Annotated in this window: 21 protein-coding genes; 19 read left to right on the plus strand and 2 right to left on the minus strand. The window is 42.4% G+C overall.

All coding sequences use genetic code 11. The features are described 5' to 3' along the window. Window positions 1-23 precede the first annotated feature (23 nt). The 9 genes from leuS to U5907_09110 all read left to right on the plus strand — a co-directional run bounded on the left by leuS (window position 24) and on the right by U5907_09110 (window position 13,083). Window positions 24-2,786, plus strand: a complete 2,763-nt coding sequence (gene leuS, locus U5907_09070; protein WRQ32726.1) for a leucine--tRNA ligase — start codon at window positions 24-26, stop codon at window positions 2,784-2,786. Between the two features lies 1 nt (window position 2,787). Continuing rightward, complete coding sequence (locus U5907_09075; protein ID WRQ32727.1) at window positions 2,788-3,579, plus strand: PhzF family phenazine biosynthesis protein; 792 nt, start codon at window positions 2,788-2,790, stop codon at window positions 3,577-3,579. Between the two features lie 5 nt (window positions 3,580-3,584). After that, on the plus strand, window positions 3,585-4,475 hold the full coding sequence (locus tag U5907_09080; protein ID WRQ32728.1) for a YitT family protein: 891 nt from the start codon (window positions 3,585-3,587) through the stop codon (window positions 4,473-4,475). Next, window positions 4,448-5,347: a YitT family protein gene (locus U5907_09085; GenBank protein ID WRQ32729.1), complete on the plus strand. Its 900-nt coding sequence runs from the start codon at window positions 4,448-4,450 to the stop codon at window positions 5,345-5,347. The genes U5907_09080 and U5907_09085 overlap by 28 nt, the downstream gene beginning before the upstream one ends. A gap of 210 nt (window positions 5,348-5,557) precedes the next feature. Then, window positions 5,558-6,859, plus strand: coding sequence for an O-acetylhomoserine aminocarboxypropyltransferase/cysteine synthase family protein (locus tag U5907_09090; protein ID WRQ32730.1), 1,302 nt, complete (start codon window positions 5,558-5,560; stop codon window positions 6,857-6,859). Next, complete coding sequence (gene metX, locus U5907_09095) at window positions 6,856-7,875, plus strand: homoserine O-acetyltransferase (GenBank protein WRQ32731.1); 1,020 nt, start codon at window positions 6,856-6,858, stop codon at window positions 7,873-7,875. The genes U5907_09090 and metX overlap by 4 nt, the downstream gene beginning before the upstream one ends. A gap of 1 nt (window position 7,876) precedes the next feature. Continuing rightward, window positions 7,877-10,231 (plus strand): bifunctional aspartate kinase/homoserine dehydrogenase I, encoded by a 2,355-nt coding sequence (gene thrA, locus U5907_09100; GenBank protein ID WRQ32732.1) that lies wholly within the window; start codon window positions 7,877-7,879, stop codon window positions 10,229-10,231. Then, window positions 10,228-11,232 (plus strand): aspartate-semialdehyde dehydrogenase, encoded by a 1,005-nt coding sequence (locus U5907_09105; protein ID WRQ32733.1) that lies wholly within the window; start codon window positions 10,228-10,230, stop codon window positions 11,230-11,232. Before thrA ends, U5907_09105 begins: the two co-directional genes overlap by 4 nt. 30 nt (window positions 11,233-11,262) lie before the next feature. Then, window positions 11,263-13,083, plus strand: coding sequence for a DNA topoisomerase IV subunit B (locus U5907_09110; GenBank protein ID WRQ32734.1), 1,821 nt, complete (start codon window positions 11,263-11,265; stop codon window positions 13,081-13,083). On the opposite strand, the gene U5907_09115 is transcribed toward U5907_09110, so the two are convergent. Together U5907_09115 and U5907_09120 are read right to left on the minus strand one after the other, a co-directional pair. After that, the gene (locus tag U5907_09115; GenBank protein ID WRQ32735.1) at window positions 13,064-13,543 is read right to left on the minus strand and encodes a helix-turn-helix transcriptional regulator; all 480 of its coding nucleotides are present in this window, start codon (window positions 13,541-13,543) and stop codon (window positions 13,064-13,066) included. The genes U5907_09110 and U5907_09115 overlap by 20 nt on opposite strands. Further along, on the minus strand, window positions 13,512-14,669 hold the full coding sequence (locus U5907_09120; GenBank protein ID WRQ32736.1) for a helix-turn-helix domain-containing protein: 1,158 nt from the start codon (window positions 14,667-14,669) through the stop codon (window positions 13,512-13,514). Before U5907_09120 ends, U5907_09115 begins: the two co-directional genes overlap by 32 nt. A gap of 277 nt (window positions 14,670-14,946) precedes the next feature. Between U5907_09120 and U5907_09125 the strand changes: the two genes are divergently transcribed. From U5907_09125 to U5907_09170, 10 genes are all read left to right on the plus strand, one after another. Then, the gene (locus U5907_09125; GenBank protein WRQ32737.1) at window positions 14,947-16,362 is read left to right on the plus strand and encodes a monomeric [FeFe] hydrogenase; all 1,416 of its coding nucleotides are present in this window, start codon (window positions 14,947-14,949) and stop codon (window positions 16,360-16,362) included. Between the two features lie 5 nt (window positions 16,363-16,367). Further along, window positions 16,368-18,086, plus strand: a complete 1,719-nt coding sequence (locus U5907_09130) for a [Fe-Fe] hydrogenase large subunit C-terminal domain-containing protein (GenBank protein ID WRQ32738.1) — start codon at window positions 16,368-16,370, stop codon at window positions 18,084-18,086. Between the two features lie 19 nt (window positions 18,087-18,105). Beyond that, window positions 18,106-19,308 carry a SpoIIE family protein phosphatase gene (locus U5907_09135; GenBank protein ID WRQ32739.1) on the plus strand — a complete coding sequence of 401 codons (1,203 nt, stop codon included), beginning with the start codon at window positions 18,106-18,108 and terminating at the stop codon, window positions 19,306-19,308. Window positions 19,309-19,329: 21 nt separating this feature from the next. Further along, window positions 19,330-20,202 (plus strand): SMP-30/gluconolactonase/LRE family protein, encoded by an 873-nt coding sequence (locus U5907_09140; GenBank protein ID WRQ32740.1) that lies wholly within the window; start codon window positions 19,330-19,332, stop codon window positions 20,200-20,202. A 91-nt stretch (window positions 20,203-20,293) separates the two neighbouring features. Then, window positions 20,294-20,710 (plus strand): hypothetical protein, encoded by a 417-nt coding sequence (locus tag U5907_09145; GenBank protein ID WRQ32741.1) that lies wholly within the window; start codon window positions 20,294-20,296, stop codon window positions 20,708-20,710. Window positions 20,711-21,531: 821 nt separating this feature from the next. After that, the gene (locus U5907_09150) at window positions 21,532-22,053 is read left to right on the plus strand and encodes a DUF4402 domain-containing protein (GenBank protein WRQ32742.1); all 522 of its coding nucleotides are present in this window, start codon (window positions 21,532-21,534) and stop codon (window positions 22,051-22,053) included. 150 nt (window positions 22,054-22,203) lie between these two features. Continuing rightward, window positions 22,204-22,731: a DUF4402 domain-containing protein gene (locus tag U5907_09155; GenBank protein WRQ32743.1), complete on the plus strand. Its 528-nt coding sequence runs from the start codon at window positions 22,204-22,206 to the stop codon at window positions 22,729-22,731. 388 nt (window positions 22,732-23,119) lie between these two features. Then, window positions 23,120-23,641: a DUF4402 domain-containing protein gene (locus U5907_09160; GenBank protein WRQ32744.1), complete on the plus strand. Its 522-nt coding sequence runs from the start codon at window positions 23,120-23,122 to the stop codon at window positions 23,639-23,641. Between the two features lie 146 nt (window positions 23,642-23,787). Then, complete coding sequence (locus U5907_09165; protein WRQ32745.1) at window positions 23,788-24,315, plus strand: DUF4402 domain-containing protein; 528 nt, start codon at window positions 23,788-23,790, stop codon at window positions 24,313-24,315. Window positions 24,316-24,333: 18 nt separating this feature from the next. Then, window positions 24,334-24,873 carry a DUF4402 domain-containing protein gene (locus U5907_09170; GenBank protein WRQ32746.1) on the plus strand — a complete coding sequence of 180 codons (540 nt, stop codon included), beginning with the start codon at window positions 24,334-24,336 and terminating at the stop codon, window positions 24,871-24,873. The last annotated feature ends 27 nt before the right edge of the window (window positions 24,874-24,900 follow it).

A 24,900-nucleotide genomic window follows, 5' to 3' on the forward strand; every position in this document is an offset into this window, starting at 1 on the left:
TCGCTTGATTCAAACGAAATACAATGGAGTACAATTTTTCCCGGATAGAGAGATACTGGCAGGCCAGGTGGGCCTCTGAAAAGACATTTAAAGCTGATATTGACAAAGAGAGACCCAAGTTTTATGTACTGGATATGTTCCCATATCCCTCAGGTGCGGGACTTCATGTAGGGCACCCGCTGGGTTACATTGCAAGCGATATATACAGCAGATACAAGCGACTAAAGGGTTTTAACGTACTCCACCCTATGGGATACGACGCTTTCGGCCTTCCGGCAGAGCAGTATGCCATTCAGACAGGTCAGCATCCGGCCGAAACAACCGAGAAAAACATTGCCAGATACAGAGAGCAGCTGGACAGAATAGGCTTCTCTTTTGACTGGGAGAGAGAGGTCCGTACTTGTGAACCTGAGTATTATAAATGGACCCAGTGGGCATTCATCAAAATGTTTGAGCACTGGTACAGCATTACAGATCAAAAGGCAAAACCGGTTGAGGAGCTTATAGAAATATTTGGTCGGGAAGGGAATTCAGGTGTCAATGCTGCCTGCGGTGAGGTTAACCAATTCTCGGCAGAGGAGTGGAGGGCGATGAGTGAGAATGAGAAGGCAGATATCCTTATGCAGTACAGAATTGCATATCTGGGAGAGACTTCTGTAAACTGGTGTCCGGCATTGGGTACCGTTCTTGCTAATGATGAGGTTAAGGAGGGGCTATCTGTAAGGGGAGGTCATCCTGTGGAACAGAAGAAGATGAGACAGTGGCAGCTGAGGGTTTCGGCCTATGCCGAAAGGCTGCTCAGGGATATGGAGGATCTCGACTGGAGTGACTCCCTGAAGGAGATGCAGAGAAACTGGATTGGACGCTCAGAGGGGGCTGAGATGACCTTCAAAGTATCTAATGGTAATCAGGAGTATAGTCTGGAGATATTTACAACCCGCGCAGATACTGTTTTTGGAGCCACATTTATGGTTTTGGCGCCAGAGAGCGAATGGGTAGAGAGGCTAACAACAGCAGAACAGAGAGAGGAGGTTGAGTTATACCTTGCTGCCGCTAAAAAGAAGACTGAAAGGGAGAGAATGGCAGAGAGCAAGAGAGTGACAGGTGTTTTCAGCGGCAGTTATGCCATAAATCCATTTACAAATGAAAAAATACCGGTTTGGATTGCCGAGTATGTACTTGCGGGCTATGGCACTGGTGCAATCATGGCTGTTCCTGCCCATGACAGCAGAGACTATGCCTTTGCCAGACATTTTAACCTCCCCGTGATACCTCTTATTGAGGGATGCGATGTTTCGCAGGAGAGTTTTGATGCAAAGGAGGGTATTATGTGCAACTCCGGATTTCTGAATGGGATGACTGTAAAACAGGCAATTCCTGCAGCAATTGAGGAGGTGGAGCGCATAGGAATTGGCAGAAAAAAGGTTAATTTCAGGCTCAGAGATGCTATTTTTTCCCGTCAGAGATACTGGGGGGAGCCCTTCCCCATTTTTTACAAAGAGGGGATAGCTACACCGATGCCTCATTCGGCCTTACCACTCGAACTTCCGGAAGTAGATAAATTCCTTCCGACAGAGAGCGGTGAGCCACCACTTGCAAGGGCAGAAAACTGGAGTTTTGACGGATGGCCTTTAGAGAAGAGCACAATGCCCGGCTTTGCAGGCAGCAGTGCTTATTTCCTGAGATATATGGATCCTCGGAACACAGAGGCACTTGTCTCAAAGGAGGCAAATAGTTACTGGAGAGATGTTGACCTCTATATAGGTGGTACAGAACACGCCACAGGGCACCTTATCTACTCAAGATTCTGGAATAAGTTCCTTTATGACCTCGGATTTGTTTGTGAAAAAGAGCCTTTCCGTAAACTTATCAATCAGGGTATGATTCAGGGAAGATCCAATTTTGTTTACAGGATAAAAGGGACCAGTAAATTTGTATCAACCGGGCTAAAAGATGAATACGATACCACTGAAATTCATGTTGATGTAAATATCGTAAACAATGACCGCCTGGATATTGATGCCTTCCGTAAATGGATGCCGGACTATGAAAACGCTGAATTTATTCTTGAAAATGGAGAGTACATTTGCGGCTGGGCAGTTGAGAAGATGAGTAAATCTATGTTCAATGTGGTAAACCCGGACACTGTATGCGATAAATATGGAGCAGATACTCTGAGGATGTATGAAATGTTCCTTGGCCCGCTGGAGCAGAGCAAACCATGGGATACAAATGGTATTGACGGAGTTCACAGATTCCTCAAAAGGTTCTGGAGACTTTTCTTCAACAAGGAGAACTTCTTTGTCTCGGAAGAGGATGCTAATCCATCAGAACTTAAAGTGCTTCACAAACTTATTGGCAAAGTACAGTCAGATATCGAGAGTTTCTCCTTCAATACAAGCGTAAGCGCCTTTATGATAGCAGTTAATGATCTGTATGAGCTTAGCTGCAACAAAAGGGCTGTTCTTGAACCAATGGTAATACTGATCTCCCCGTTTGCCCCACACATAGCTGAGGAGCTTTGGGGAATGCTTGGCAATACATCAAGCGTTACCTATGCTAAATTCCCGGCTTATATTGAGAAATTCACAATTGAGAATACATTTGAGTACCCGGTATCTTTCAATGGAAAACTGAGGTTTAAACTTGAGTTGGATCGTTCTCTATCTGCAGCAGAGATTGAAGCAGCAGTAAGGTCTGATGAAAACACCCTGCGATTTTTATCAGGGGGAGGTATTAAAAAGATAATAGTGGTTCCCGGTAAGATTATTAATGTAGTTTGCTGAAATGAAAATAGTATCATATCAGGTTGACTCTTTTACAGATAAGGTCTTTGGTGGAAATCCTGCAGTTGTTGTTCTCCTGGAAAACTCCCTGCCGGATACCCTCCTAAAACTTATTGCAAGAGAGAACGCAGCACCTGAGACTGCTTTTATTCTTAAAACTGAATCCGGATACAATCTCAGATGGTTTACCCCGGACATAGAGATGGACCTTTGCGGTCACGCTACACTAGCATCTGCTCATATACTTTTTACAGAGAGGTCAGATGGTGTCAGCGAAGTTGTATTTAATACTGTTTCAGGGCCTCTTGCCGTGAAGAGGGAGAGTGATTACTACCTTATGAACTTTCCGGTAAGAGAGGGTGTTCCCGCATCATTACCTGAGGAGATATTTGACAGCCTTAACATCAAACCAAAAGAGATATTCAAGGCGAGAGACTATATGCTTGTTTATCCTTCCCAAAATGAGGTTGAGTCAATAGAGATTAACAGATCAATCTTTGATGAGATTAACATTAATCCCGGAGGGGTAATAATAACAGCTCCCGGCAGAGATTGTGACTTTGTATCCAGGTTTTTTACACCTCAGGCAACAATTCTGGAAGATCCGGTTACAGGCAGTGCCCATTGTACTCTGGCTCCTTACTGGGCTAAAAGATTAAGAAAGAGTGTTCTTCAGGCAAAACAGATTAGCAGCAGAGGCGGTGTTCTTGAATGCAGAATTGAAGATAGTGGTGTGGTAATAAAGGGTAAAGCTGTTACTTATTCAAAATCAGAAATTTATATAACTGAATAGATATTATGCAGATATTAAAGACTGTGAAATCATACCTGTTAATGACAATAGGTCTCTTTATCTTTGTCTTCAGCTGGACAGCATTTCTTATTCCACACGAAATTGCCGGGGGGGGCGTAAGTGGTCTGGCATCAGTAATTAACTATGCAACAGGATTTGATGTATCATATTCCTATCTGATAATTAATGCTGTTCTTTTGGGGATAGGATTTCTTGTTCTCGGCAAAGCGTTTGGATTTAAGACTATTTACTGTATTGCAGTAGCTGCGCTTATGTTTGAATTTCTTCCGCTTATCCCATGGGTTTCTGATATTGAGGACAAGCTTATCAACTCTCTTATCGGAGGTACAATGAGCGGGATTGGAATTGGAATCATTTTCCTTCAGGGAGGAAGTACCGGAGGGACAGATATTGTGGCACTGATTATTGCAAAATACAGGGAGATGTCACCGGGCAGAGTATTCATAATATGTGATCTTGTGATAATTGGCTCAGTTTATTTTATACCGGGTAAATCTCTGGAGGATGTAATTTACGGATATATTGAGATGGTATCCTTCTCTTATGTTATTGATATGATTTTGACCGGAAATAAACAATCTCTTCAGGTTTTTATTTTCTCATCAAAATATGCAGAGATTGCAGACCGGGTGAGCAGTGAAATGGGGAGAGGAGTTACAGCTCTCTCATCAATGGGATGGTACTCTCAGAGTGAAAGTAAGATGTTGGTTGTAATTCTCAGGAAATCTCAGCTTGCAGACATAAGTGCAATTGTTAAGGAGATTGATAATAATGCATTCATATCTGTATCGGCAGTTATGAGCGTATACGGACAGGGTTTTGATCAGATAAAAAGCGGGAAGTTGCTATGGAACAAAAAACAAAAAGAGTCCTAGAGAGACTCAGAAGTTACTCAATAATAACTTTTGGCCTTCTTCTCTATGCGCTGGGCTGGACTGTATTTCTTATACCAAGCGGCCTTGTAGGGGGAGGAGTAACCGGTATATCGGCAGTTATATTTTATGCAACAGGATTTCCTGTAAGCTGGTCATTTTTTATAATAAATGCAGCATTACTTGCTGTGGCACTAAAAGTTCTGGGAAAGGGTTTTGGGGTCAAAACAGTATTTGCAATTGTGGCCGTGACACTGTTTCTGGACCGGCTACCGGGTCTGATTCCACAGGAGCTTATTGAGGATATTGCAATTGGCAACGGGAAATTACTATCCGCAATGATGGGGGGGGTGTTTTCAGGAGCCGGTATTGCAATAACTTTCACTCAGGGCGGCAGCACAGGAGGCACCGATATTGTTGCCCTAATGATAAATAAATACAGGAATATATCTCCGGGCAAGCTAATTCTCTATATGGATATATTTATTATCCTAAGTTCGCTTATAATACCAAGTGAAGCCTCAATAGGGGAGAGAGCAGCAATAATTATCTATGGTTTTGTACTTATCAGCGTGACAAGCTATACAGTTGATTTAATATTGTCCGGAGCTCGTCAGTCAATACAGATTTTTATATTCTCGCAGAAATACCAGCAGATTGCAGATGCAATAACCCCCACAGGAAGAGGGGTTACAGTGATTGATGGGATGGGATGGTACACAAAAAAAGAGGGAAAGATTCTCATGCTTATTGTAAGAAGAACAGAGAGCAATTTTGTCTTCAGATTGGTAAGGGAGATTGACAAGGATGCTTTTCTTAGTGTAGGCAATGTAATGGGAGTATACGGAAAAGGCTTTGAAGAGATGAAAAAGTAGCTTTCTTAAAATTTATTTGGTTCGGTTGTGAATATTAAATAGATTTGCAATTCACTAAAGTGATGAAAAGAGAGACTTTCATATCAATGATGATGATGATGCGAATGCATCGCAAGATGCTGGCATAGTTTAAGGGTCTTACGCAGGCCCTTTGGGCGGGCCCCATAAAATCCGGTCATATCATTACTAACATCATCATTCTCTTTAAAAATGAATTCACAACATTTTGACACCCTGCAGGTGCATGCAGGTCGTATTAAATCCGGTTCAAACGGACCCTGTGCAACCCCCATATTTCAAACATCCTCATTTCTTTTTGATAACTCAGACCACGCCGCACAGCTATTTGAGCTAAAGGCTCCCGGTCATATTTACACCAGGCTTTCAAATCCAACAACAGATGTTCTGGAACAAAGAGTAGCCGCTCTTGAAGGGGGAACTGCAGCAGTTGCAGTATCATCGGGTCAGGCTTCACAGTTTCTTGCAATACAGAATATTGCAGGAAGCGGAGATAACATAGTAAGCTCCTCTTCTCTTTACGGCGGTTCATATAATCAGTTCAGAATAAGTTTTGCAAAACTCGGAATAGATTTCCGTTTTGCGCAAAAGGGGAATATTCAGAACTTTGAAAGATTGATAGACTCCCGTACTAAAGCAATATTCATAGAGACAATAGGAAATTCAGATTTTTATATTCCGGACTTTGAAAAGTTTGGCGAGCTTGCAGCAAAGCATGGTGTTCCGCTTATTGTAGACAATACATTTGGAGGAGCCGGATATCTCTTCAAACCCCGTGAATGGGGAGCAAATATAATTACCCATGCAGCCACTAAATGGATTGGAGGTCACGGCACCTCAATCGGGGGGATAGTTGTGGATTGCGGAAACTTTGACTGGAGCAACGGTAAGTTTCCGGGATTTACAGAGCCCTCTGAGTCATATCATGGGCTTAGCTTCTGGGAGAGCTTTGGTCCCGGAAGTGATGCAGGGAATATAGCATTCGCTGTTAAAGCCAGGGCCGAAGGATTGCGTGACTGGGGCTGTTCACTCTCTCCATTCAACGCATTTCTTATACTACAGGGGAGTGAAACACTATCTTTGAGATTAGAGAGGGTACTCTCCAATTCTCAGCGTCTGGCTGAGTGGCTTGAGCTGCACCCAAAAGTAGAGAGGGTTAATTATCCGGGCCTTAAAGGCAATCCAAATTACCAAAATGGGAAAAGGTATCTTCGGGGGGGATTTGGAGGCGTTCTCTCATTTGATATTAAAGGTACAAGAGAGAGTGCCTCAGAGTTTGTGAATTCACTTGAACTGCTTAGCCACCTGGTTAATGTTGGAGACAACAAGACTCTTATCACTCACTTTGCCTCAACTACTCACGCTCAGTTGAGTAAAGAGGCCCTTGCTTCAGCAGGGATAGGTGAAAATACCCTGAGGATATCGCTTGGAATAGAGCATATTGATGATATCAGGAAAGATATCGAACAGGCATTCAGGAGGGCTGGTTTATGATCAGAGAGGTTTTTAAATATAGGGATGGATTTATTTTTGAGAGCGGAGAGAGGCTGGAAGAGCTTGATATTGTTTACCACCATACCGGAAACAGAACGCCGGGTAGAGAGGTTATATGGATTTGTCATGCACTCACGGCCAATTCAAATCCTGAAGAGTGGTGGGATGGCCTTGTTGGCCCGGGAAAACTTTTTGACACTCTGAAATATTATATAATTTGTGCTAATATGATAGGCTCCTGCTACGGAAGTAGTGGCCCTTCAACTCTCTCTCCCTCAGGAGAACCCTATCTGCTCTCCTTTCCTCAAGTGACAGTAAGAGATATTGTAAAAGCACACAATCTGTTAAGAGAGGAGTTAAGGATTGAGAATATTGATCTGATAGCAGGAGGATCTATTGGAGGGTTTCAGGCTCTTGAGTGGAGTATAATGTTCCCCGGGATAATCAGAAATTTGCTGGTTATTGCTTGTAATGCACGAGTTTCCGCCTGGGGTACAGCTTTTAACGAGTCTCAGAGAATGGCTCTTTTTGCAGATAGTACTTTTGCCGAGGCAAAAAACATCAAGGGAGGAGAGAAAGGATTAAGGGGAGCAAGGTCCATCGCACTTATCTCTTACCGCTCTTACAAGGGGTATTATCTTACTCAGTCTGAAAAAGATGAAGATGCCCTGTTTGCAGAGATGGCCTGTAGCTATCAGCAGTACCAGGGTAAAAAACTATCTGATAGATTTGATGCTTACTCCTACTATACTCTGACCAGATCGGTTGACAGCCATAACTGTGGCAGGGGAAGAGGCGGAGTTGAAAAGGCCCTTGATAAGATCATGGCAAATACTGTTGTTGTGGGGATAGATAGCGACAATCTTTTTCCTGTTGAGGAGCAGAAATTACTCCATAAATACATAAAAAATTCTAAATTAGAACTTCTTGAATCTGAATGGGGACACGATGGCTTTTTGCTTGAGTGGGAACAGACCCAAAAGATTGTGAAGCGTCACATAAATTTCATAAGTTAATATGCAAGTACTGAAATTTGGCGGCAGCTCTGTTGCTAACGCCGTAAACATATCCAAAGTAGCAGCAATTACCGCAGAAGCGGTAAAAAAAGACAGGACCATTCTTGTGTTGTCTGCAATAGGTGGCTGTACTGATAGCCTTATTGAGGCAGGCCGGGCTGCCTCCGCTCAGGATTTAAGATATCTCACTATTATTGACAGTCTTGAATCCCGTCATATTGAGATTATTGATGAACTCATTCCAATAGACTTTCGTCCTGCAATTGAGTTAAAGGTCAAGAATATTTTCAATCAACTCAGAGATGTATGCAAAGGAGTATGTTCGCTTAGGGAGTTAAGCCCGGGCTCTCTCGACCTTATAGTGAGTTTTGGAGAGCTGTTATCCACCAGAATTGCCAGCGTCAAATTTACATCAATGGGGATAGGTAATCACTGGGAAGATTCAAGAGATATAGTTAAGACAGTAAAACACGGAGATGTAAATACTGCAGAGATAAACAAGACATACTCCAATATCCGCAAATTGCTAAGCTCAGAAAAATCCAGACTTCATATAATCCCAGGCTTTATATCATCAGATTTGCAAAAGAGAACTACTACACTGGGCAGAGGAGGTTCTGACTATACCGCCTCCCTCTTTGCTGCCGCAGCAGGTGCAAGAGTTCTTCAGATATGGAGCGATGTAGATGGAATGATGACTGCAGACCCAAGAATTGTTCCGGATGCTAAATGCATAAGACATATATCATATAAAGAGGCTCAGGAGTTATCTCATTTTGGGGCAAAGGTTATATATCCGCCTACAATCCAGCCGGCTATAGAGAGCGGAATACCAATTGAAGTAAAAAACACATTTAACCCTCAGGCCCCGGGAACCTATATTGAATCTTCTCCTCCGGAGACCAGAGGAAAAATACGAGGAATATCGGGGAGCAGTAATATAGCTCTTCTCTCAATGGAGGGTAGCGGAATGGTGGGAATCCCGGGCTACTCATCGCGACTGTTTGGAGCACTTGCCGGTGCAGGGATTAATATTATTCTTATTACACAGGCATCCTCTGTCCATACTATGTGCGTAGCAATATCGGAGAGTGATGCTGACAAAGCAAAGGAGGCTGCAGACAGTGCATTTGCTTATGAAATAAGCCTTTCAAAAGTTAATCCTCTTAGCGTGGAGAGAGGTTTTTCAATAATTTCACTTGTTGGAGACGATATGAAGAACCAATCCGGGACAGGGGGTAAGATGTTCAATGCACTTGGAAGCGAAGGGATAAACATTAGGGCTATTGCCCAGGGATCAAGCGAGAAGAATATATCAGTAGTAGTTTCAAGCCAAGATTTCAATGAGGCAATGAGAGCTGTCCATAAAGAGTTTTTTGGAAAGAGAGGGGAGAGAATAAACCTTTTTATTGCAGGATACGGGAGTGTTGCAAAGCAGCTGATCTCTATTCTCTCTGAAAGGGAGGATATTGCAATAGCCGGGATAACCAACAGTCGCAAAATGCTCCTCTCCAAAACCGGAATTGTCCCTGATAAAATTGCAGAGTGGCTGGAGTCAGGGGAGGATGCAGACATTGCAAATTTTCTTTCAAGAGCAGCCGATATGGGTTTAAACAACAGCATATTTGCAGATTGTACTGCCAACGGAGTTGTTGCTTCATCATATTCAGAGTTTGCAATGAAGGGGTTCTCAGTTGTCACATGCAACAAAATTGCCCTTAGCGCTCCTCTTGAGAGCTGGAGCAGAATGAGAGAGAGCTTTGCCTCGTCAGGAAAAAGAATTCTGTACGAGACTACAGTAGGAGCAGCCTTGCCTGTAATTGCGACTATAAAACAGATGGTTCAGTCAGGAGACAGAATTGAGAAAATTGAGGCTATCCTTTCAGGTACACTAAACTACCTGCTCAGTTCATACAACGGGACAGAGAGTATTGCCTCTCTGGTAAGCAGAGCAAAAGAGTTGGGTTACACAGAGCCCGATCCAAGGCAGGACCTCTCCGGAACCGATGTTGGACGCAAAGCCCTTATTTTGAGCAGGGAGATCGGGATTTTAAGAGAGCCGGAAGATGTTGATGTTAAGCCATTCGTTCCTGAAGATGTTGAGAAGCTATATAAAATTGCCGAGGCAAAAGGAGAGAAGCTAAGATATGTTGCAACAATTTCCGGAACCGAATGCAGAGCAGGCGTGCAGTCTCTTCCTGCTGATCATCCGCTCGCTGGCACGAATGGCACAAATAATACTATTATTATAACAAGCCGGGACTATCCCTCACCAATAGTTATATCAGGAGCCGGTGCAGGTGCTAGACAAACAGCAACAGGTCTCTTCAATGATATTCTAATTGCAGGTTTATGAAAGTAGCTGTTATTGGAGCAACAGGAGTGGTGGGGAGGAAGATGACCGAGATTCTCTCGGAACGCAGCTTCCCCATTAGTACCCTTATACCAGTGGCCTCAGAGAGGTCTGTTGGTCAGTTTATTGGAGCGGATAAAATTGTTACTGTTAAAGATGCTTTGGGGATGAAGCCGGATATTGCCCTCTTCTCCGCAGGATCAGATATCTCCCGAGAATGGGCCCCCAGATTTGCAGAGGCGGGATGCCGTGTTATTGACAACTCCTCCTGCTGGAGAATGGATCCAAGGATTAAGCTTATTGTACCAGAAGTTAACGGTTGCGATCTTACCCCCTCAGATATGATTATAGCAAATCCCAACTGCTCTACAATCCAGATGGTGGTTGCCCTGGCCCGTTTACACGATAAACTAAAGATAAAGAGGATAGTCGTTTCAACATACCAGTCAGTCACCGGCAGCGGCCAAAAAGGTATTGCGCAGCTGGAGAGGGAGAGAGCCTCCTCATTAAATCAGATTCCTTCAGCAGAGCAGAGAGGCCATGCATACCCTCACCCTATTGACAAAAACCTGATTCCGCACATAGACTCCTTTACCGATAACGGATACACTAAAGAGGAGATGAAGATGATAAATGAGACACAAAAGATTTTTGGAGATAGTTCAATTGCTGTCACAGCAACTACTGTACGTGTACCGGTTGAGAGAGGTCACTCGGAATCGGTAAATGTAACCTTTGAAAGGGAGTTTGAGATGGAGCAAATTGTAGAGATTTTAAAACAGACTCCGGGAGTGGAGCTACAGGATAATCCGGAACTTAACCAGTACCCCATGCCTTTGTACTCATTTGGAAAAGATCAGGTGTTTGTTGGGAGGGTTCGGAGAGACTTTTCCACACAAAACTCAATTAACCTCTGGATTGTTGCAGATAACTTAAGGCGAGGAGCTGCAACAAATGCAGTAATGATTGCTGAGCAACTCACTCCATTTTGCAAAATTTCTTAACTTTGCAACTCCAGACCCTAAAACTTCACAATGAATACTTATACCGAGAACGAAATCAAAACCCTTGAGTGGAATGAACACATAAGGCGCAGACCAGGAATGTACATAGGAAAGCTTGGAGATGGCTCCTCGCCGGACGATGGTATTTATGTTCTTCTCAAGGAGGTGATGGATAACTCTGTAGATGAGTATGCTATGGGTTACGGAAAACAGATTGTAATCTCAATAAGTGACAAGGTAGTTACAGTAAGAGATTATGGCCGCGGAATCCCGTTGGATTCCCTGATTGTTGCCGCCAGTAAAATGAATACAGGAGCCAAATACGACAACAAAGCCTTTAAAAAATCTGTGGGTCTTAACGGAGTGGGTATAAAAGCAGTTAATGCACTCTCTATTGACTTTAAAATTCAGTCATACAGAGACGGAGAGTCTCAGATGGCAAGATTCAGCAAAGGGATTCTTACAGAGCAGGAGAGGGTGCTTACCTCAGAAAAAAACGGGACTCTTGTAACCTTTCTTGCAGACGAGGAGCTGTTTGGGAATTACATATTCAACTATGAGTTCATTGAGACAATGCTCAGGAACTACTCCTACCTTAACAGCGGTCTGCTTATTAAATTTGACGGTAAGGAGTTTATTTCAAAGAACGGACTACTGGACCTGCTAAATGAGACACTTGTAAAGGAGCCTCTCTATCCCCCCATCTATCTTAAAGGGGATGATATTGAGATAGCGATAACCCATGGAAACGATTACGGAGAGGGTATTTCATCATTTGTTAACGGCCAGTTTACCACACAAGGTGGTACCCATCTTTCGGCCTTCAGAGAGGCGGTATCCAAGACAATAAAAGATTTTTACAAGAGAGATTTTGATCCTGCCGATGTCCGTCAGGGTATGATAGCTGCAGTAAGTATAAAGGTGCAGGATCCGGTATTTGAATCACAGACAAAGACAAAGCTGGGCTCCAAAGAGATGGGTCCCGGAGGGGTAACTGTAAGGAACTTTATCGGGGACTTTCTTAAAGAGAAGCTGGATAACTACCTTCACCGCCATCCGGATACGGCTGATGCCATACTTAAAAAGATTCTGGACTCAGAGAAGGAGAGAAAAGCAATCTCAGGCATACAGAAATTGGCTAGAGAGCGGGCCAAAAAGGCAAACCTGCACAACCGCAAGCTCAGGGACTGCAGAATCCATTATACAGACAAACACGAAAGATCACTGGAGAGTACCCTTTTTATTACAGAGGGGGACTCGGCATCCGGATCAATTACTAAAAGCAGGGATGTTATGACCCAGGCTGTCTTTTCACTAAGGGGCAAACCTCAAAACTCATACGGTCTCTCTAAAAAGATTGTCTATGAAAACGAAGAGTTTAACCTCCTCCAGGCCGCACTTAACATAGAGGATGATATAGAAAACCTCAGATATAATAAAATAGTGATGGCCACAGATGCCGATGTGGACGGTATGCACATCAGAATGCTTCTTCTTGCATTCTTCCTTCAGTTCTTCCCTGATCTTGTAAGGCAGGGACACCTTTATATACTGCAGACACCTCTCTTCCGTGTCAGAAATAAAAAGGAGACAACCTACTGTTATTCAGACGAAGAGCGTGAAAAGGCTATTAAAAAACTCGGCCCCAATCCCGAGATAACCAGATTCAAAGGACTTGGAGAGATCTCCCCGGACGAATTCCGCAACTTCATAGGTGAGACCATCCGCCTGGATCGTGTTCGCCTGGGCAACGATGACAATATTCCGGAACTTCTCGAGTTCTATATGGGCAAAAATACCCCCGACAGACAGAACTTTGTCAGAGCAAATCTTAGGAATGAGGTGGTGTAGCCAGTATCTCTCTTTTGTATTGAGAGGGGTTCATCCCATATTTTGCAGAGAAACACTTTGCAAAAGACCTTGGATTTGGAAATCCTGCCAACTCAGAGATCTCTGCAATACTTTTACTATCGCTTACTGAAGAATCAATTAGCTTTTTTGCATACTTAAGCCTGTAATTATTAATATAATTTACATAGCTTGTCCTCTTTAACTGGAAGCATCTGGATAGATAAGTCCTGTTTGTTCCGGCCCTTCTTGCAAGGAGGTTTATTGAGAGTTGTGAAGATCGGAACAACTCCTCTCTCTCCAGCAGAGCCTCAACTCTTGAAAGTATTTCATCGGCATTAAATAGGGAGGAGGGAATCTCTTTTTTGTTCCCAACATCCATTAAACCAAATAAAAAGAGAACCCTCCTCGAAAATTTTTCTGCAGAAATTTTAAATCTTCTCATCCTGCAAAGACTCATCATCTTTGTTTAGATTTTTTGCATTCTTTTTACACCACTCTGCAGGAGAATCCCCTTTATTCAACCTGAAGGCTACTGCAAAAGTTGCCATACAGCCAAAACCTGCCTTGTCACAAAGCTCTTTCATGCTTATTTTACTGTCCTCCATAAGGAGGCGATCAACCTCTTTCATCCTGTATGTATTTACATACTGATTAAAATTGACACCCATATTATCGTTAATTATCTTTGATAGATAGGTTTTGTTTGTGTAGAGCTTTGTTGCAACATCTTTGATTGATAATTTCTTGTTAAGATATGGCTTTCCTGTCTCAAAATACTGCTCAAGTCTCTCCTTAATCTGGTTATACCTGTAATCCTCTATCCGCTCAGAATTTTCTGCCACTATCTGGTTAACCCTATCCTCTCCCTTATCGTACAGTGGTGCTAAAACCAAGTCCTCTTGTGACATTCTGTATGCTGCCGTTGCGGAAAGTATAGTGAATGTTAAAAGAGATGGGAACATCAGAGAATTTGATGCGGTAAACAAAATATTAACCAGTGAAATTAAAAATATGGTCACTCCGGTAATAAAAAGAGTGAAACGCAGCAATTCGCATCTGACCGCAAATGGATCTTTCATTAATTTTTTGATATGAATACAATAGCTGCAAGTGAATCCAGTTACTCTGAAGATTAGATAAACCAATACTGAAACACCGGACAGCAGTATAACAATAAAAGGTATTTGTGACCCGGTATGAATAAGAACAGAGGTGGAAATGTTTATTATTGACAGCGGAATAAGGGTATAAAAGATCTCTTTTGCCGCAAAAATTCTCCTGCCTGTTACCGAATACAGATATAATACAAGAGGGTAAACAAGCTGAGTAATTAACATAATACTCGAAAAATCGTACAGAGCATCCTCACTCTTATTTATATCCAGGATCTGTCTAAGGATGAGAACAACTGCATTTGCTAAAAATGAAACAGCAATAAGTTTTCTTCTGTCGTCGCCCCTCTCCCTCTTAATTTTATATAACTGAGTATGGAAAATTAGAAAAATACCTATCGTCAAAAAGACGATTAAGGAGAAGAATTCAAATGATGTGTTGAAAAATCCGGTTAAATTGTTTATTGTATTCATATATAGTAGTTTATGTTTTCAAATTTACAAAAGGATTTGAAATCACAAAATTTTAAACACCTTAAATTGAATAATTTATACGATTTTAGAAAAAATATATATACATCATCCGCTTTTTGATGCAAAATGGTGTAATTGATGCATTATCAGACTATAGCAAATATGTTCACCCGCAATTTATTTTACGCCACAGCGAGGGGGATGCTTAAAAATTTTAATATTTTTATTACAAATCATAACTTCTTTACCTACATTTGCGGCCGAAAATTCAATAGATATGTACCATCAGGCAACAGAAATACGAAGAGAGTTATTGTGGAGAGTTTGCGAATTGAGTTTCAGCGGAAAGCTGGAGGAGGAGATAGACAGAATACCGCTAATAATGCGGCCAAGAATTACAGAGTTAAGTCGTTGTTGTGTCCATAAGGACAGGGCGGTGATTAAATACAGGGTGATGACCATACTGGGCTTTAATGTAACAGACGAGACAGATGAACTTACCAGGCTCAGCGAATACGCTAAGATGTCAGGCGAGCGCAAGGATTTTACAGATGTAATGCTCACAGTAGTAGATGAGGCCTGCAGCTCCTGCGTTAAACAGAACTATACAGTAACAAACCTGTGCAAGGCTTGTGTGGGTCATCCCTGCACTTACGCATGCAATAAAGGTGCTGTAAAGATTAATGGGCACGCAGTAATAGACCCGGCTCTCTGCGTAAACTGCGGAAGATGTTTGGTAGCTTGTCCCTTCCACGCAATCGTATATACACCCGTCCCCTGTGAAGAGGCCTGCCCGGTTGGAGCAATTTCAAAGAACGAGAGGGGGGTTGAAGTTATTGACTGGAGTAAATGTGTGTTCTGCGGGAAGTGTAAAGAGGCCTGCTCATTTGGAGCCATTATGGAGAAGACATACCTTGTTCAGATTGCACAGGAGATGAAAGATCCCACAAGGAAACTAGTTGCAATGGTTGCCCCGGCCCTTGCCGGCCAGTACGATCAGCCCTACGGGAAGATACTGGCAGCTGTGAAGGCCAGCGGATTTGACGAGGTTGTTGAGGTTGCAATGGGAGCAAATGTTACCTCCAGGAACGAGGCCGATGAGTGGGAGGAGCGTGTAAAGGAGGGTGGAGCCCCTTTTATGACAACATCCTGTTGTCCATCATATAAAGCGTGGGCTGAGAAAAATCTTCCGGATCTTTTGCCGTATATTTCTCACACAAGAACCCCCGCCTCTTACACAGCAGAGCTTGTAAAAAAATCACAGCCTGATTCTGTAACGGTATTCATAAGCCCCTGTATAGCAAAGAGGGTGGAGGGTTTCTACGATTTAAATGTTGACTATGTTATCACATTTGAGGAGCTGGATGCAATTATAAAGGCAAGGGGTATTGATATCGCCTCCTGTGAACCTCTTGAGCTATCTGCAGAAATTGAGAAAAGTGGCCGCTATTATGCAAAAACAGGCGGAGTGGCAGCATCGGTGGCACAGTATCTGCATGATTCCGGGTCATACAAACCAATGGTCATAAACGGACTTGACAAAGAGTCTGTGAAGTTCCTGAGGGGTATTGTGCAGAGTGGCAAGACTGATGCAAATATGATTGAGGTTATGATGTGCCAGGGGGGATGTGTGAACGGATGCAGCACTATATCGGATTATAAAGCGGCCACAAGAAGGCTCGGTAAAATATAGAAGTTATGAAACGGGATCTTGTAATTTACACTGAGAAGATTAACTGCCAGGATTGTTACAAATGCATCAAGGTATGTCCCGTAAAATCAATTAAGGTAGAGGACTTTAGCGCCTCAGTCATAAATGATACCTGCATCTATTGCGGTCAGTGCATAAACGCCTGCCCGGCCGGTGCAAAAAAATACAGAGAGGAGCTGGATACGGTCAGGGATTGGCTCAATCACGGTTATGATGTTATTGCCTGTCTGGCTCCCTCTTTTGTTTCTGATTTTGACAATGTAACATTTGTCAATTTTATCAAGGCATTTCACGCAATGGGATTCACCGGGGTCTCAGAGACAGCACTTGGTGCCGATGTAGTTGCCAAAGCCACAGCTGCCCATCTTGATAAACAGGAGGGTGGCGTACTTCTTGCAACATGCTGTCCATCAGTTGTGAACTACATTAAAATTTACTATCCGGAACTTGAAGGTCACCTTGCCCCTTTTGTTTCACCTATGATTGCCCACGCCAGGATGCTGAGAGCCTCCGGCAGAAGGGATTCAAAACTTGTCTTTATTGGCCCTTGTATTGCTAAAAAGCAGGAGGCCGATGTTTACGGGGATGAGATTGATGCCGTCCTCACATTTGATGAGTTCCGTGAACTGATGGATGCAGAGGGTGTAAACTTCTCGGATATGGAGAGGATAGAGCTTCCGGATGATTTTGTTATAGGAGCCTCTGAGAGAGCAGGACTCTTTCCAGTAGACAGCGGAATGATAAGCACGATGTGCGGAGAGATAAGACCCGTAGATCAGGGCTATATGAGTTTTTCAGGGATGAATTCAGTAATGGAGATATGCGGAGAGCTCTCATCCTGGAGTCCTGATAAAAGGGTATTTATTGAACTGATGGCCTGCGAGGGTGGCTGTATAAAGGGTCCCGCAACTGCAAAGAACCCGGGTGTTGCAGCAAAGAGAAACAGACTGCTCAACGACTTTGATATCTTTAAACGATCAGGTCTGGCGCTGCCCTTAGTTTACAGCGAGATTGACATCTCAAACAGTAAATACAAAATTCCATACAAAATTAATTGCCTTCACAGCGAAGAGGAGATTAAGGCGGTTCTGGTCTCTATGGGCAAACAGAATAAATCGGATGAGCTTAACTGTTCCGGCTGCGGATATGATAATTGCAGAGCCTATGCACTTGCAATTCTTGAGGGTAAGGCAGAGAGGGAGATGTGCATTTCCCAGATGAGGAGAGAGGCTCAAAACCAGGCATCCATACTACTTCGCAAAATGCCGTACGGAGTTGTGCTCGCAGATGAAAATCTCAGAATTGTTGATGCAAATGATAAATTTATTGAGATGGGGGGCAGCGAGATACAGATGATATCAGAGGCTTTGGGAGGTTTGAGCGGTGCAGACCTGAAAAAGGTTATAACCTACCATAAATACTTTGCTGCTGTACTCTCTTCCGGTGAAGAGAACCGGGAGTTTGACATAAGAGAGGATGGCCGCAATCTCTCACTTTCAATTATTTCAATACAGCCACACAAACTGGTTTGCGGAGTTATTCAGAACATGGATGACTCTCAGGTTATAAAGGATATAATTTCTGACAAGATAAAGGAGGTTATAAGACATAATGCGGAATCTGTTCAGCGCATTGCATATATTCTTGGTGAAAGCGCCTCTTTTACGGAGAGTGTCCTTAATTCCGTTGTAGAGAAGAAGAGGTAACACAATTAAAAGGCAGACTATGTTTTTTGGTGAAGAGGAGGATCAGTTTTTCATTGAGATAGCCCACACACAGGAGTTTAAAAACGGAAATGTAGTGGGAGGCGATACTTTTCTCTCAAAAAGCATCTCCGGCGGGGAGCGTTTTGGGGCGGTCCTCTCTGACGGATTGGGCAGCGGAATAAGGGCAAATGTTCTCAGCACCCTTACCGCCTCAATGGCGATGAACTATATGCTCCACAAAAGACCTCTCACAGAGTCCTTAAGTACTATACTGGACACTCTTCCGGAGGATGCCGGTGAAAAGATAAGTTACGCCACCTGCTCAATGTTTGATATTGACAGAAACGGAGAAGCGCACATTGTAGAGTACGACAACCCTGACTACATCCTGCTTCGCGGAAACAGACACTTTGAGACCCGCAAAAAATCGGCAAAAATAAAGACCCGCCAGGGAATTCGCTCAATGCTGGAGAGCAGGGTTATGCTATTTAAGGGAGACAGACTTATATTCCTCAGCGACGGAGTTACCCAGAGCGGACTCGGCACAACTCAGTACCCCGCAGGATGGGAGAGAGCAGGAGTGATCTCCTTCCTTGAAGATTTTGTTACAAAACATCCCGAGGTCTCGGCAAAGGATCTCTCAAAAATAGTTATGCAGAAGGCTTTGCACAATGATCTCTTCATTTCCAGGGATGACATCACCTGCGCGGTTGTCTATTTGAGGGCACCAAGAAAAATGCTTATTTGCACAGGTCCCCCTTTTGACAAAGAGAGAGACAAAGAGATGGCTCAAATATTTGACACCCATCCGGGCAAAAAAATTGTATGTGGCGGAACCACAGCACATATACTCTCAAGAGAGCTTGGGAGGAGGGTGACAGGTGATGGGAGGCAGCAGGTAAAGACCACTCTTCCATCCACAGCAAGAATGGAGGGTGCAGACCTGGTCACAGAGGGTATTCTCACATTAGGACACCTTGCAGATCTCCTTCAGAACTGGAGGGAGGGGAGTAAACCGGAGGAGTCCCCCGCAGGAGATATACTTAAACTAATTTTACAGAACGATATTATTGACATTCTCATGGGTACCCGAATAAATGAGGCCCACTATGACCCCTCTCTCCCTGTAGAGATGGAGATCCGCAGAAATCTTGTTAGAAGACTAAAGGTGCTTCTTGAGGGTAGTAACTTTATGAAGAGGGTCAGAATAAAATATATCTAGTATCTTTATAAAAACATTTTTATGAAAAGATACTGCCTCTTTGCCACCATTCTCTTCATTACATTACAAACAGAGGCGCAGGAAAAAATCTGCCACTCAACAGACCTCCTCAGTGAATGGACATTTACCCGCGGCATTGAAGGGCCTGCTGTTGATACAGCCGGAAACCTCTACGCAGTAAACTTTGCCCGGCAGGGGACTATTGGTGTGGTTACACCTGATGGTACAGCCTCCCTCTTTGTCGTACTCCCTGACGGCTCTGTGGGAAACGGAATCAGGTTTGACAAGAGCGGATTTATGTACATTGCCGATTATCCCCGCCACAATATATTAAAGGTAGACCCTTCGACAAAAGAGATATCTGTATTTGCCCACGAACCGGCGATGAATCAGCCCAACGATATTGCTATCTCTCCTGTTTCCGAGATCTTATATGCCAGCGACCCCGCCTGGAGAGATTCCACAGGAAAGTTATGGATGATAGACAGAGCAGGAAAAGTAACACTGCTGGAGGAGAATATGGGTACAACCAACGGTATAGAGGTTAGCCCAGACGGAAAGAGGCTTTATGTAAATGAGTCAATACAGAGAGTTGTCTGGGTTTATAAGATTCGCAAAGACGGAACAATTGGCAATAAAAAAATATTTAAAAAATTTCCTGACTACGGAATGGATGGTATGAGGTGCGATTCAAAGGGAAATCTTTACATAACCAGACACGGGAAGGGTACTGTGGCCCTCTTTTCACCACGCGGAAAATTGATTAAAGAGTTTATTCTCAAAGGTAAACTCTGCTCAAATATTGTCCTCTCAAGGGATGAAAAGCTGGCATTTATAACTATGGCAGACCGGGGAATGTTTGAAATAATTGAAATAAAATCTTCCATCAAGTAAAGAAAGTTTACAAAGTGTAAAAAAATAATTTACAAAATGCTTGTTTTGTAAAATTTCTTTTTTTAAATTTGCTCTCAGAAACAAGGGAGCAATGAAAACAAATCTTAAAATAAAATTCCTGACAGCCCTCTCGGCAGCGATGCTTCTCTCTTTGGCTGCTATCTCTCAGGTTAAGGTTACCGGTCATGTTTTCGCAGAAGTTGTTGAATCAGTAAGCGCAAAATCAAACGCCGTTACAAATCTCACAGCCAATGTTACCTCAGCAGGTGCAAACGATAATCTTAATCTTGGTTCAGTTACCCTTTCAACCGGATCACACCTCTCTTATAATGTAATGATGACAAACGCCAATCTTTCCGACTCCAGAGGCGAAAAAATAGATATGGAAATTTACTCAGCAGGCAGCTCCCGTTCAACCGTAGAAATTAAAGGAAAAGCAATATTAGCAGACAACCAGCAGAGCGGCCTTTACAAAGGTTCATATACAATGGTTTTTGCATATAATTAAATATCAGAAGCAAGTTAGTTTTTTATCAACCACTCGAGGCTGGCCAAATGGGTTAGCCTTTTTTTTAATATTTCATGAACCAATGTTTTCCTAAGCTGATACAGATAAGCAGATACCATTATATGTTATCAATAATATACAGGTATATAACTATATTTTCACACATCTGAAAATAGGTTTGACAGGGATATTCGTATATGTGCTTAAAAAATAAGTAATTGCAAATTGCTTTTTGAAAAACTTTTTTTAAAACCAATTTTCAAATATCTAACTTCCTATTAGATAAATAAATATCCCCCTCAAACCCTCGCCCGCCTCCCGCCAATTCACCGCCACTAACCAAGTTTATAAGGTGCTTCGCAGGTTTAGCCATAAGGCACAAGTTATTCTCACTGCCAGGGTTATTTACGCGCACCACAAGTCTGTAACCAGCTTGCGAAATGAGCGGGAAATAACCCGAGCTTCCGCTGCGGGAAATGACTTTTACACAGATCAACGACGCATACCCGCATAAATATAATAGGTATATAATATTAAAACAGGTTATTTGGTCCTTCTGTTTCCTGTTAAAAAGTTTTTTCCTGGTTTAAAATTTTACAGTGGTGTAAAGATTTTTTCACTTGAAAACAGGGGTAAAACTATTTTTAGAAATTTTCAGTTGTTTGTGAGGTTTTGTAATGCAAAGACAGACAGATAGATGAGAGGTTTAGTATAAGAATATCAATCATCGTGCCATAAAATTAAATGTTAACGGCACACTTTGTGATTTATAAAGGGCAGAAGCAAAATTGAAAACATAAAAAACTAAAAAAATAACAATCATGAAAGCAATCAAATTTTTCGCAATCGCAATTCTTTTCTCAGGCGTATCAGTAATGGCAAGTGCCCAGAACCCCAAAGCTACAGGTGAAGCAAGCGCATCAGCAACAATCGTAACACCAATCTCTATATTATGGCAACGTGATCTGGCTTTTGGTAATATCATAGCTAGTGCAGAAGGTGGATCAGTTACTGTAAATCCAGACGGAGCAATCGATCATTCAGGTGTTAAAGCTCCATCAATAGCAGGTATTACTTCATCTGCTTCGTTTAAAGTAGATGGAATGGCAGATGCTACTTACGCTATTACACTCCCTGCTGATAACGCAGTTATTTTGAAGAAAGACGGAAAATCAACAGTTGCTACAGAGCAGATGAAATTAACAGGCTTTAGTAATAATGCCACAAAAAAACTTACAGGAGGAACAGAGACTTTTGAAGTTGGAGCTACACTGAATGTAGTTGCTGGTCAAGTAGCAGGCGATTATACCGCTACCTTTAATGTAATAGTAAACTACAACTAGTCTTCCATAGACATCTAACGACGATACACTGCCCCACTCCGGACAGTGTATTGTTGCAGATAGTGGGAGCGAGAGATATGAGGATTAAAGGATCAAACGGACAACTATCAAATAATAAAGAACAAATAACAAAAAGAGAAGTCATAAGATATGAAGGCAAGGATTATATATAAGTTACTGGTGGCATCTTCACTCTTTGTTCTTGGTTTTTCCATACATGGCAGATCCCAGGCTAGCGTAACGGCTACCGCTACGGCAGAGGTTATTGAGGCTCTCAGGGCCGCTGAGGTAGCAGCGTTGAACTTTGGCAGGTTCTCACCTGAGACCGCCGGTGGCGAGATACGGATCACTCCTGATGGCGTAAGGATGTCCCAGGGGACAGTTACATTGAGCGGGGGTCAGTATAACCCTGCTAGCTTCCAGCTTGCGGGCCAGAGTGACGCTACGGTATCCATAAGTTTACCACAGAGCTCTACTATTTTAACCAATCTTTCCACGGGTAAGACCATGGAGGTTGTCAGGTGGGAGGCTAATAATGTAACGAGTATAGGCACTGGTGTTCTAACCAAGGGGTCATTGGTTCTTAGCATAGGAGCTACCTTGAGGGTAGGCACTATAGCAGACAACCCTGTAGGACAGTATAGCGGAAGTTATGTAATAACTTTCTCGTATAACTAGGATATATAAGGTTTAGATTGCGTTCCATGATTGGGCGGCCGCGAGGTCGCCTTTTTGTTATAGATATCCTATCAACAATAATTGATTGATATTTAATACAAAAACAGTCAATTTGGTTTAGCTGTTTTCTGTTAAAAAGAGATCTTTTTTGGTTTAAAATTTTACATTGCTGTAAAGAATTTTTCACTTGAAAAGAGGCGTAAAAGTATTTTGAAAGATTTTAAGTGTTTTGCCAAGTTTTATAACTAGAAGAATAACAAGCACATAGTAGATATTATGTAATAATATCAATCATCGTGCCATAAAATTAAATGTTAACGGCACACTTTGTGATTTATAAAGGGCAGAAGCAAAATTGAAAACATAAAAAACTAAAAAAATAACAATCATGAAAGCAATCAAATTTTTCGCAATCGCAATTCTTTTCTCAGGCGTATCAGTAATGGCAAGTGCCCAGAACCCCAAAGCTACAGGTGAAGCAAGCGCATCAGCAACAATCGTAACACCAATCTCTATATTATGGCAACGTGATCTGGCTTTTGGTAATATCATAGCTAGTGCAGAAGGTGGATCAGTTACTGTAAATCCAGACGGAGCAATCGATCATTCAGGTGTTAAAGCTCCATCAATAGCAGGTATTACTTCATCTGCTTCGTTTAAAGTAGATGGAATGGCAGATGCTACTTACGCTATTACACTCCCTGCTGATAACGCAGTTATTTTGAAGAAAGACGGAAAATCAACAGTTGCTACAGAGCAGATGAAATTAACAGGCTTTAGTAATAATGCCACAAAAAAACTTACAGGAGGAACAGAGACTTTTGAAGTTGGAGCTACACTGAATGTAGTTGCTGGTCAAGTAGCAGGCGATTATACCGCTACCTTTAATGTAATAGTAAACTACAACTAGTCTTCCATAGACATCTAACGACGATACACTGCCCCACTCCGGACAGTGTATTGTTGCAGATAGGGGGAGAGGTGAAAGAGGCGAGACTAATCAGACAGACAAATAACAAAGAACAAATAACAAATAACAAAAAGAGAACATAAGATATGAATGCAAGGATTATATATAAGGTACTGGTGGCAGTTTCACTCTTTGTTCTTGGTTTTTCCATACATGGCAGATCCCAGGCTAGCGTAACGGCTACCGCTACGGCAGAGGTTATTGAGGCTCTCAGGGCCGCCGAGGTCGCAGCGTTGAACTTTGGCAGGTTCTCACCTGAGACCGCCGGTGGAGAGATTCGGATCACTCCTGATGGCGTAAGGATGTCCCAGGGGACAGTTACATTGAGCGGGGGTCGGTATAATCCGGCCAGTTTTCAGTTGGCGGGTCAGAGTGATGCTACAGTAACAATAAATTTACCACAAACCTCCACTATCTTGACCAACCTCTCCACAGGCAAGACCATGGAGGTTGTCAGGTGGGAGGCTAATAATGTAACGAGTATAGGCACTGGTGTTCTAACCAAGGGGTCATTGGTTCTTAGCATAGGAGCTACCTTGAGGGTAGGCACCATAGCAGACAACCCGGTAGGGCAGTATAGCGGAAGTTATGTAATAACTTTCTCGTATAATTAATTTTTTGTACTTTTGAATATGTTGAAAATCAAGAATAAACTCTCTTTTTTTGTGATTCTAACCATTTTGCATTGTTCAAGTGGTTATAATCTTTATTCACAAGACAATAGTGCCTCTCTTAATTCAAATATATATGCCACCATATTGACAAAAAAACCAGGAGATCTTTACTCAATTCAAAAATTAATTGATCTTAATTTTGGAGTCATTGCTGTTACATCTTCATCCGGCTCTTTTTCAATAAATCCACAAACTAATGTTTCAACAAGTACAGGAGGGGTTGTTCCTCAACCCTCTTTAAGAACAAGAGCGGAGTTTTTAGTTAAAGGGAAACAGAATCAGCCGTTCACCATATCAGTTAATCAATCTTCGATTGTTTTACAAAATACACAAAACTCGGCTAATACGGTTACTGTAAATCTGACAAATTTTAGTATTGGATATTTTAGTAATGTTGGCGAGGCGCATTTTTATGTAGGAGGAACTCTAAATGTTGATGCAAATCAGCCAAAGGGTACTTACACAGGAACATTTGTAGTCAATTTAAACAACAACTGATGTTAAATTTTTTAATATATTTGATTC

The organism is Bacteroidales bacterium MB20-C3-3, from assembly GCA_035609245.1.
GTDB lineage: Bacteria > Bacteroidota > Bacteroidia > Bacteroidales > UBA932 > Bact-08.

Excerpts from the sequence above, each read along its gene's own strand:
- U5907_09120 (WRQ32736.1), bottom strand. The coding sequence starts at position 14,669 with ATGAATACAATAAACAATTTAACCGGATTTTTCAACACATCATTTGAA.
- leuS (WRQ32726.1), top strand. The coding sequence starts at position 24 with ATGGAGTACAATTTTTCCCGGATAGAGAGATACTGGCAGGCCAGGTGG.
- U5907_09075 (WRQ32727.1), top strand. The coding sequence starts at position 2,788 with ATGAAAATAGTATCATATCAGGTTGACTCTTTTACAGATAAGGTCTTT.
- U5907_09130 (WRQ32738.1), top strand. The coding sequence starts at position 16,368 with ATGAAACGGGATCTTGTAATTTACACTGAGAAGATTAACTGCCAGGAT.
- U5907_09145 (WRQ32741.1), top strand. The coding sequence starts at position 20,294 with ATGAAAACAAATCTTAAAATAAAATTCCTGACAGCCCTCTCGGCAGCG.
- U5907_09105 (WRQ32733.1), top strand. The coding sequence starts at position 10,228 with ATGAAAGTAGCTGTTATTGGAGCAACAGGAGTGGTGGGGAGGAAGATG.
- U5907_09080 (WRQ32728.1), top strand. The coding sequence starts at position 3,585 with ATGCAGATATTAAAGACTGTGAAATCATACCTGTTAATGACAATAGGT.
- U5907_09165 (WRQ32745.1), top strand. The coding sequence starts at position 23,788 with ATGAATGCAAGGATTATATATAAGGTACTGGTGGCAGTTTCACTCTTT.
- metX (WRQ32731.1), top strand. The coding sequence starts at position 6,856 with ATGATCAGAGAGGTTTTTAAATATAGGGATGGATTTATTTTTGAGAGC.
- thrA (WRQ32732.1), top strand. The coding sequence starts at position 7,877 with ATGCAAGTACTGAAATTTGGCGGCAGCTCTGTTGCTAACGCCGTAAAC.
- U5907_09170 (WRQ32746.1), top strand. The coding sequence starts at position 24,334 with ATGTTGAAAATCAAGAATAAACTCTCTTTTTTTGTGATTCTAACCATT.
- U5907_09135 (WRQ32739.1), top strand. The coding sequence starts at position 18,106 with ATGTTTTTTGGTGAAGAGGAGGATCAGTTTTTCATTGAGATAGCCCAC.
- U5907_09115 (WRQ32735.1), bottom strand. The coding sequence starts at position 13,543 with ATGATGAGTCTTTGCAGGATGAGAAGATTTAAAATTTCTGCAGAAAAA.
- U5907_09125 (WRQ32737.1), top strand. The coding sequence starts at position 14,947 with ATGTACCATCAGGCAACAGAAATACGAAGAGAGTTATTGTGGAGAGTT.
- U5907_09155 (WRQ32743.1), top strand. The coding sequence starts at position 22,204 with ATGAAGGCAAGGATTATATATAAGTTACTGGTGGCATCTTCACTCTTT.
- U5907_09110 (WRQ32734.1), top strand. The coding sequence starts at position 11,263 with ATGAATACTTATACCGAGAACGAAATCAAAACCCTTGAGTGGAATGAA.
- U5907_09085 (WRQ32729.1), top strand. The coding sequence starts at position 4,448 with ATGGAACAAAAAACAAAAAGAGTCCTAGAGAGACTCAGAAGTTACTCA.
- U5907_09160 (WRQ32744.1), top strand. The coding sequence starts at position 23,120 with ATGAAAGCAATCAAATTTTTCGCAATCGCAATTCTTTTCTCAGGCGTA.
- U5907_09090 (WRQ32730.1), top strand. The coding sequence starts at position 5,558 with ATGAATTCACAACATTTTGACACCCTGCAGGTGCATGCAGGTCGTATT.
- U5907_09150 (WRQ32742.1), top strand. The coding sequence starts at position 21,532 with ATGAAAGCAATCAAATTTTTCGCAATCGCAATTCTTTTCTCAGGCGTA.
- U5907_09140 (WRQ32740.1), top strand. The coding sequence starts at position 19,330 with ATGAAAAGATACTGCCTCTTTGCCACCATTCTCTTCATTACATTACAA.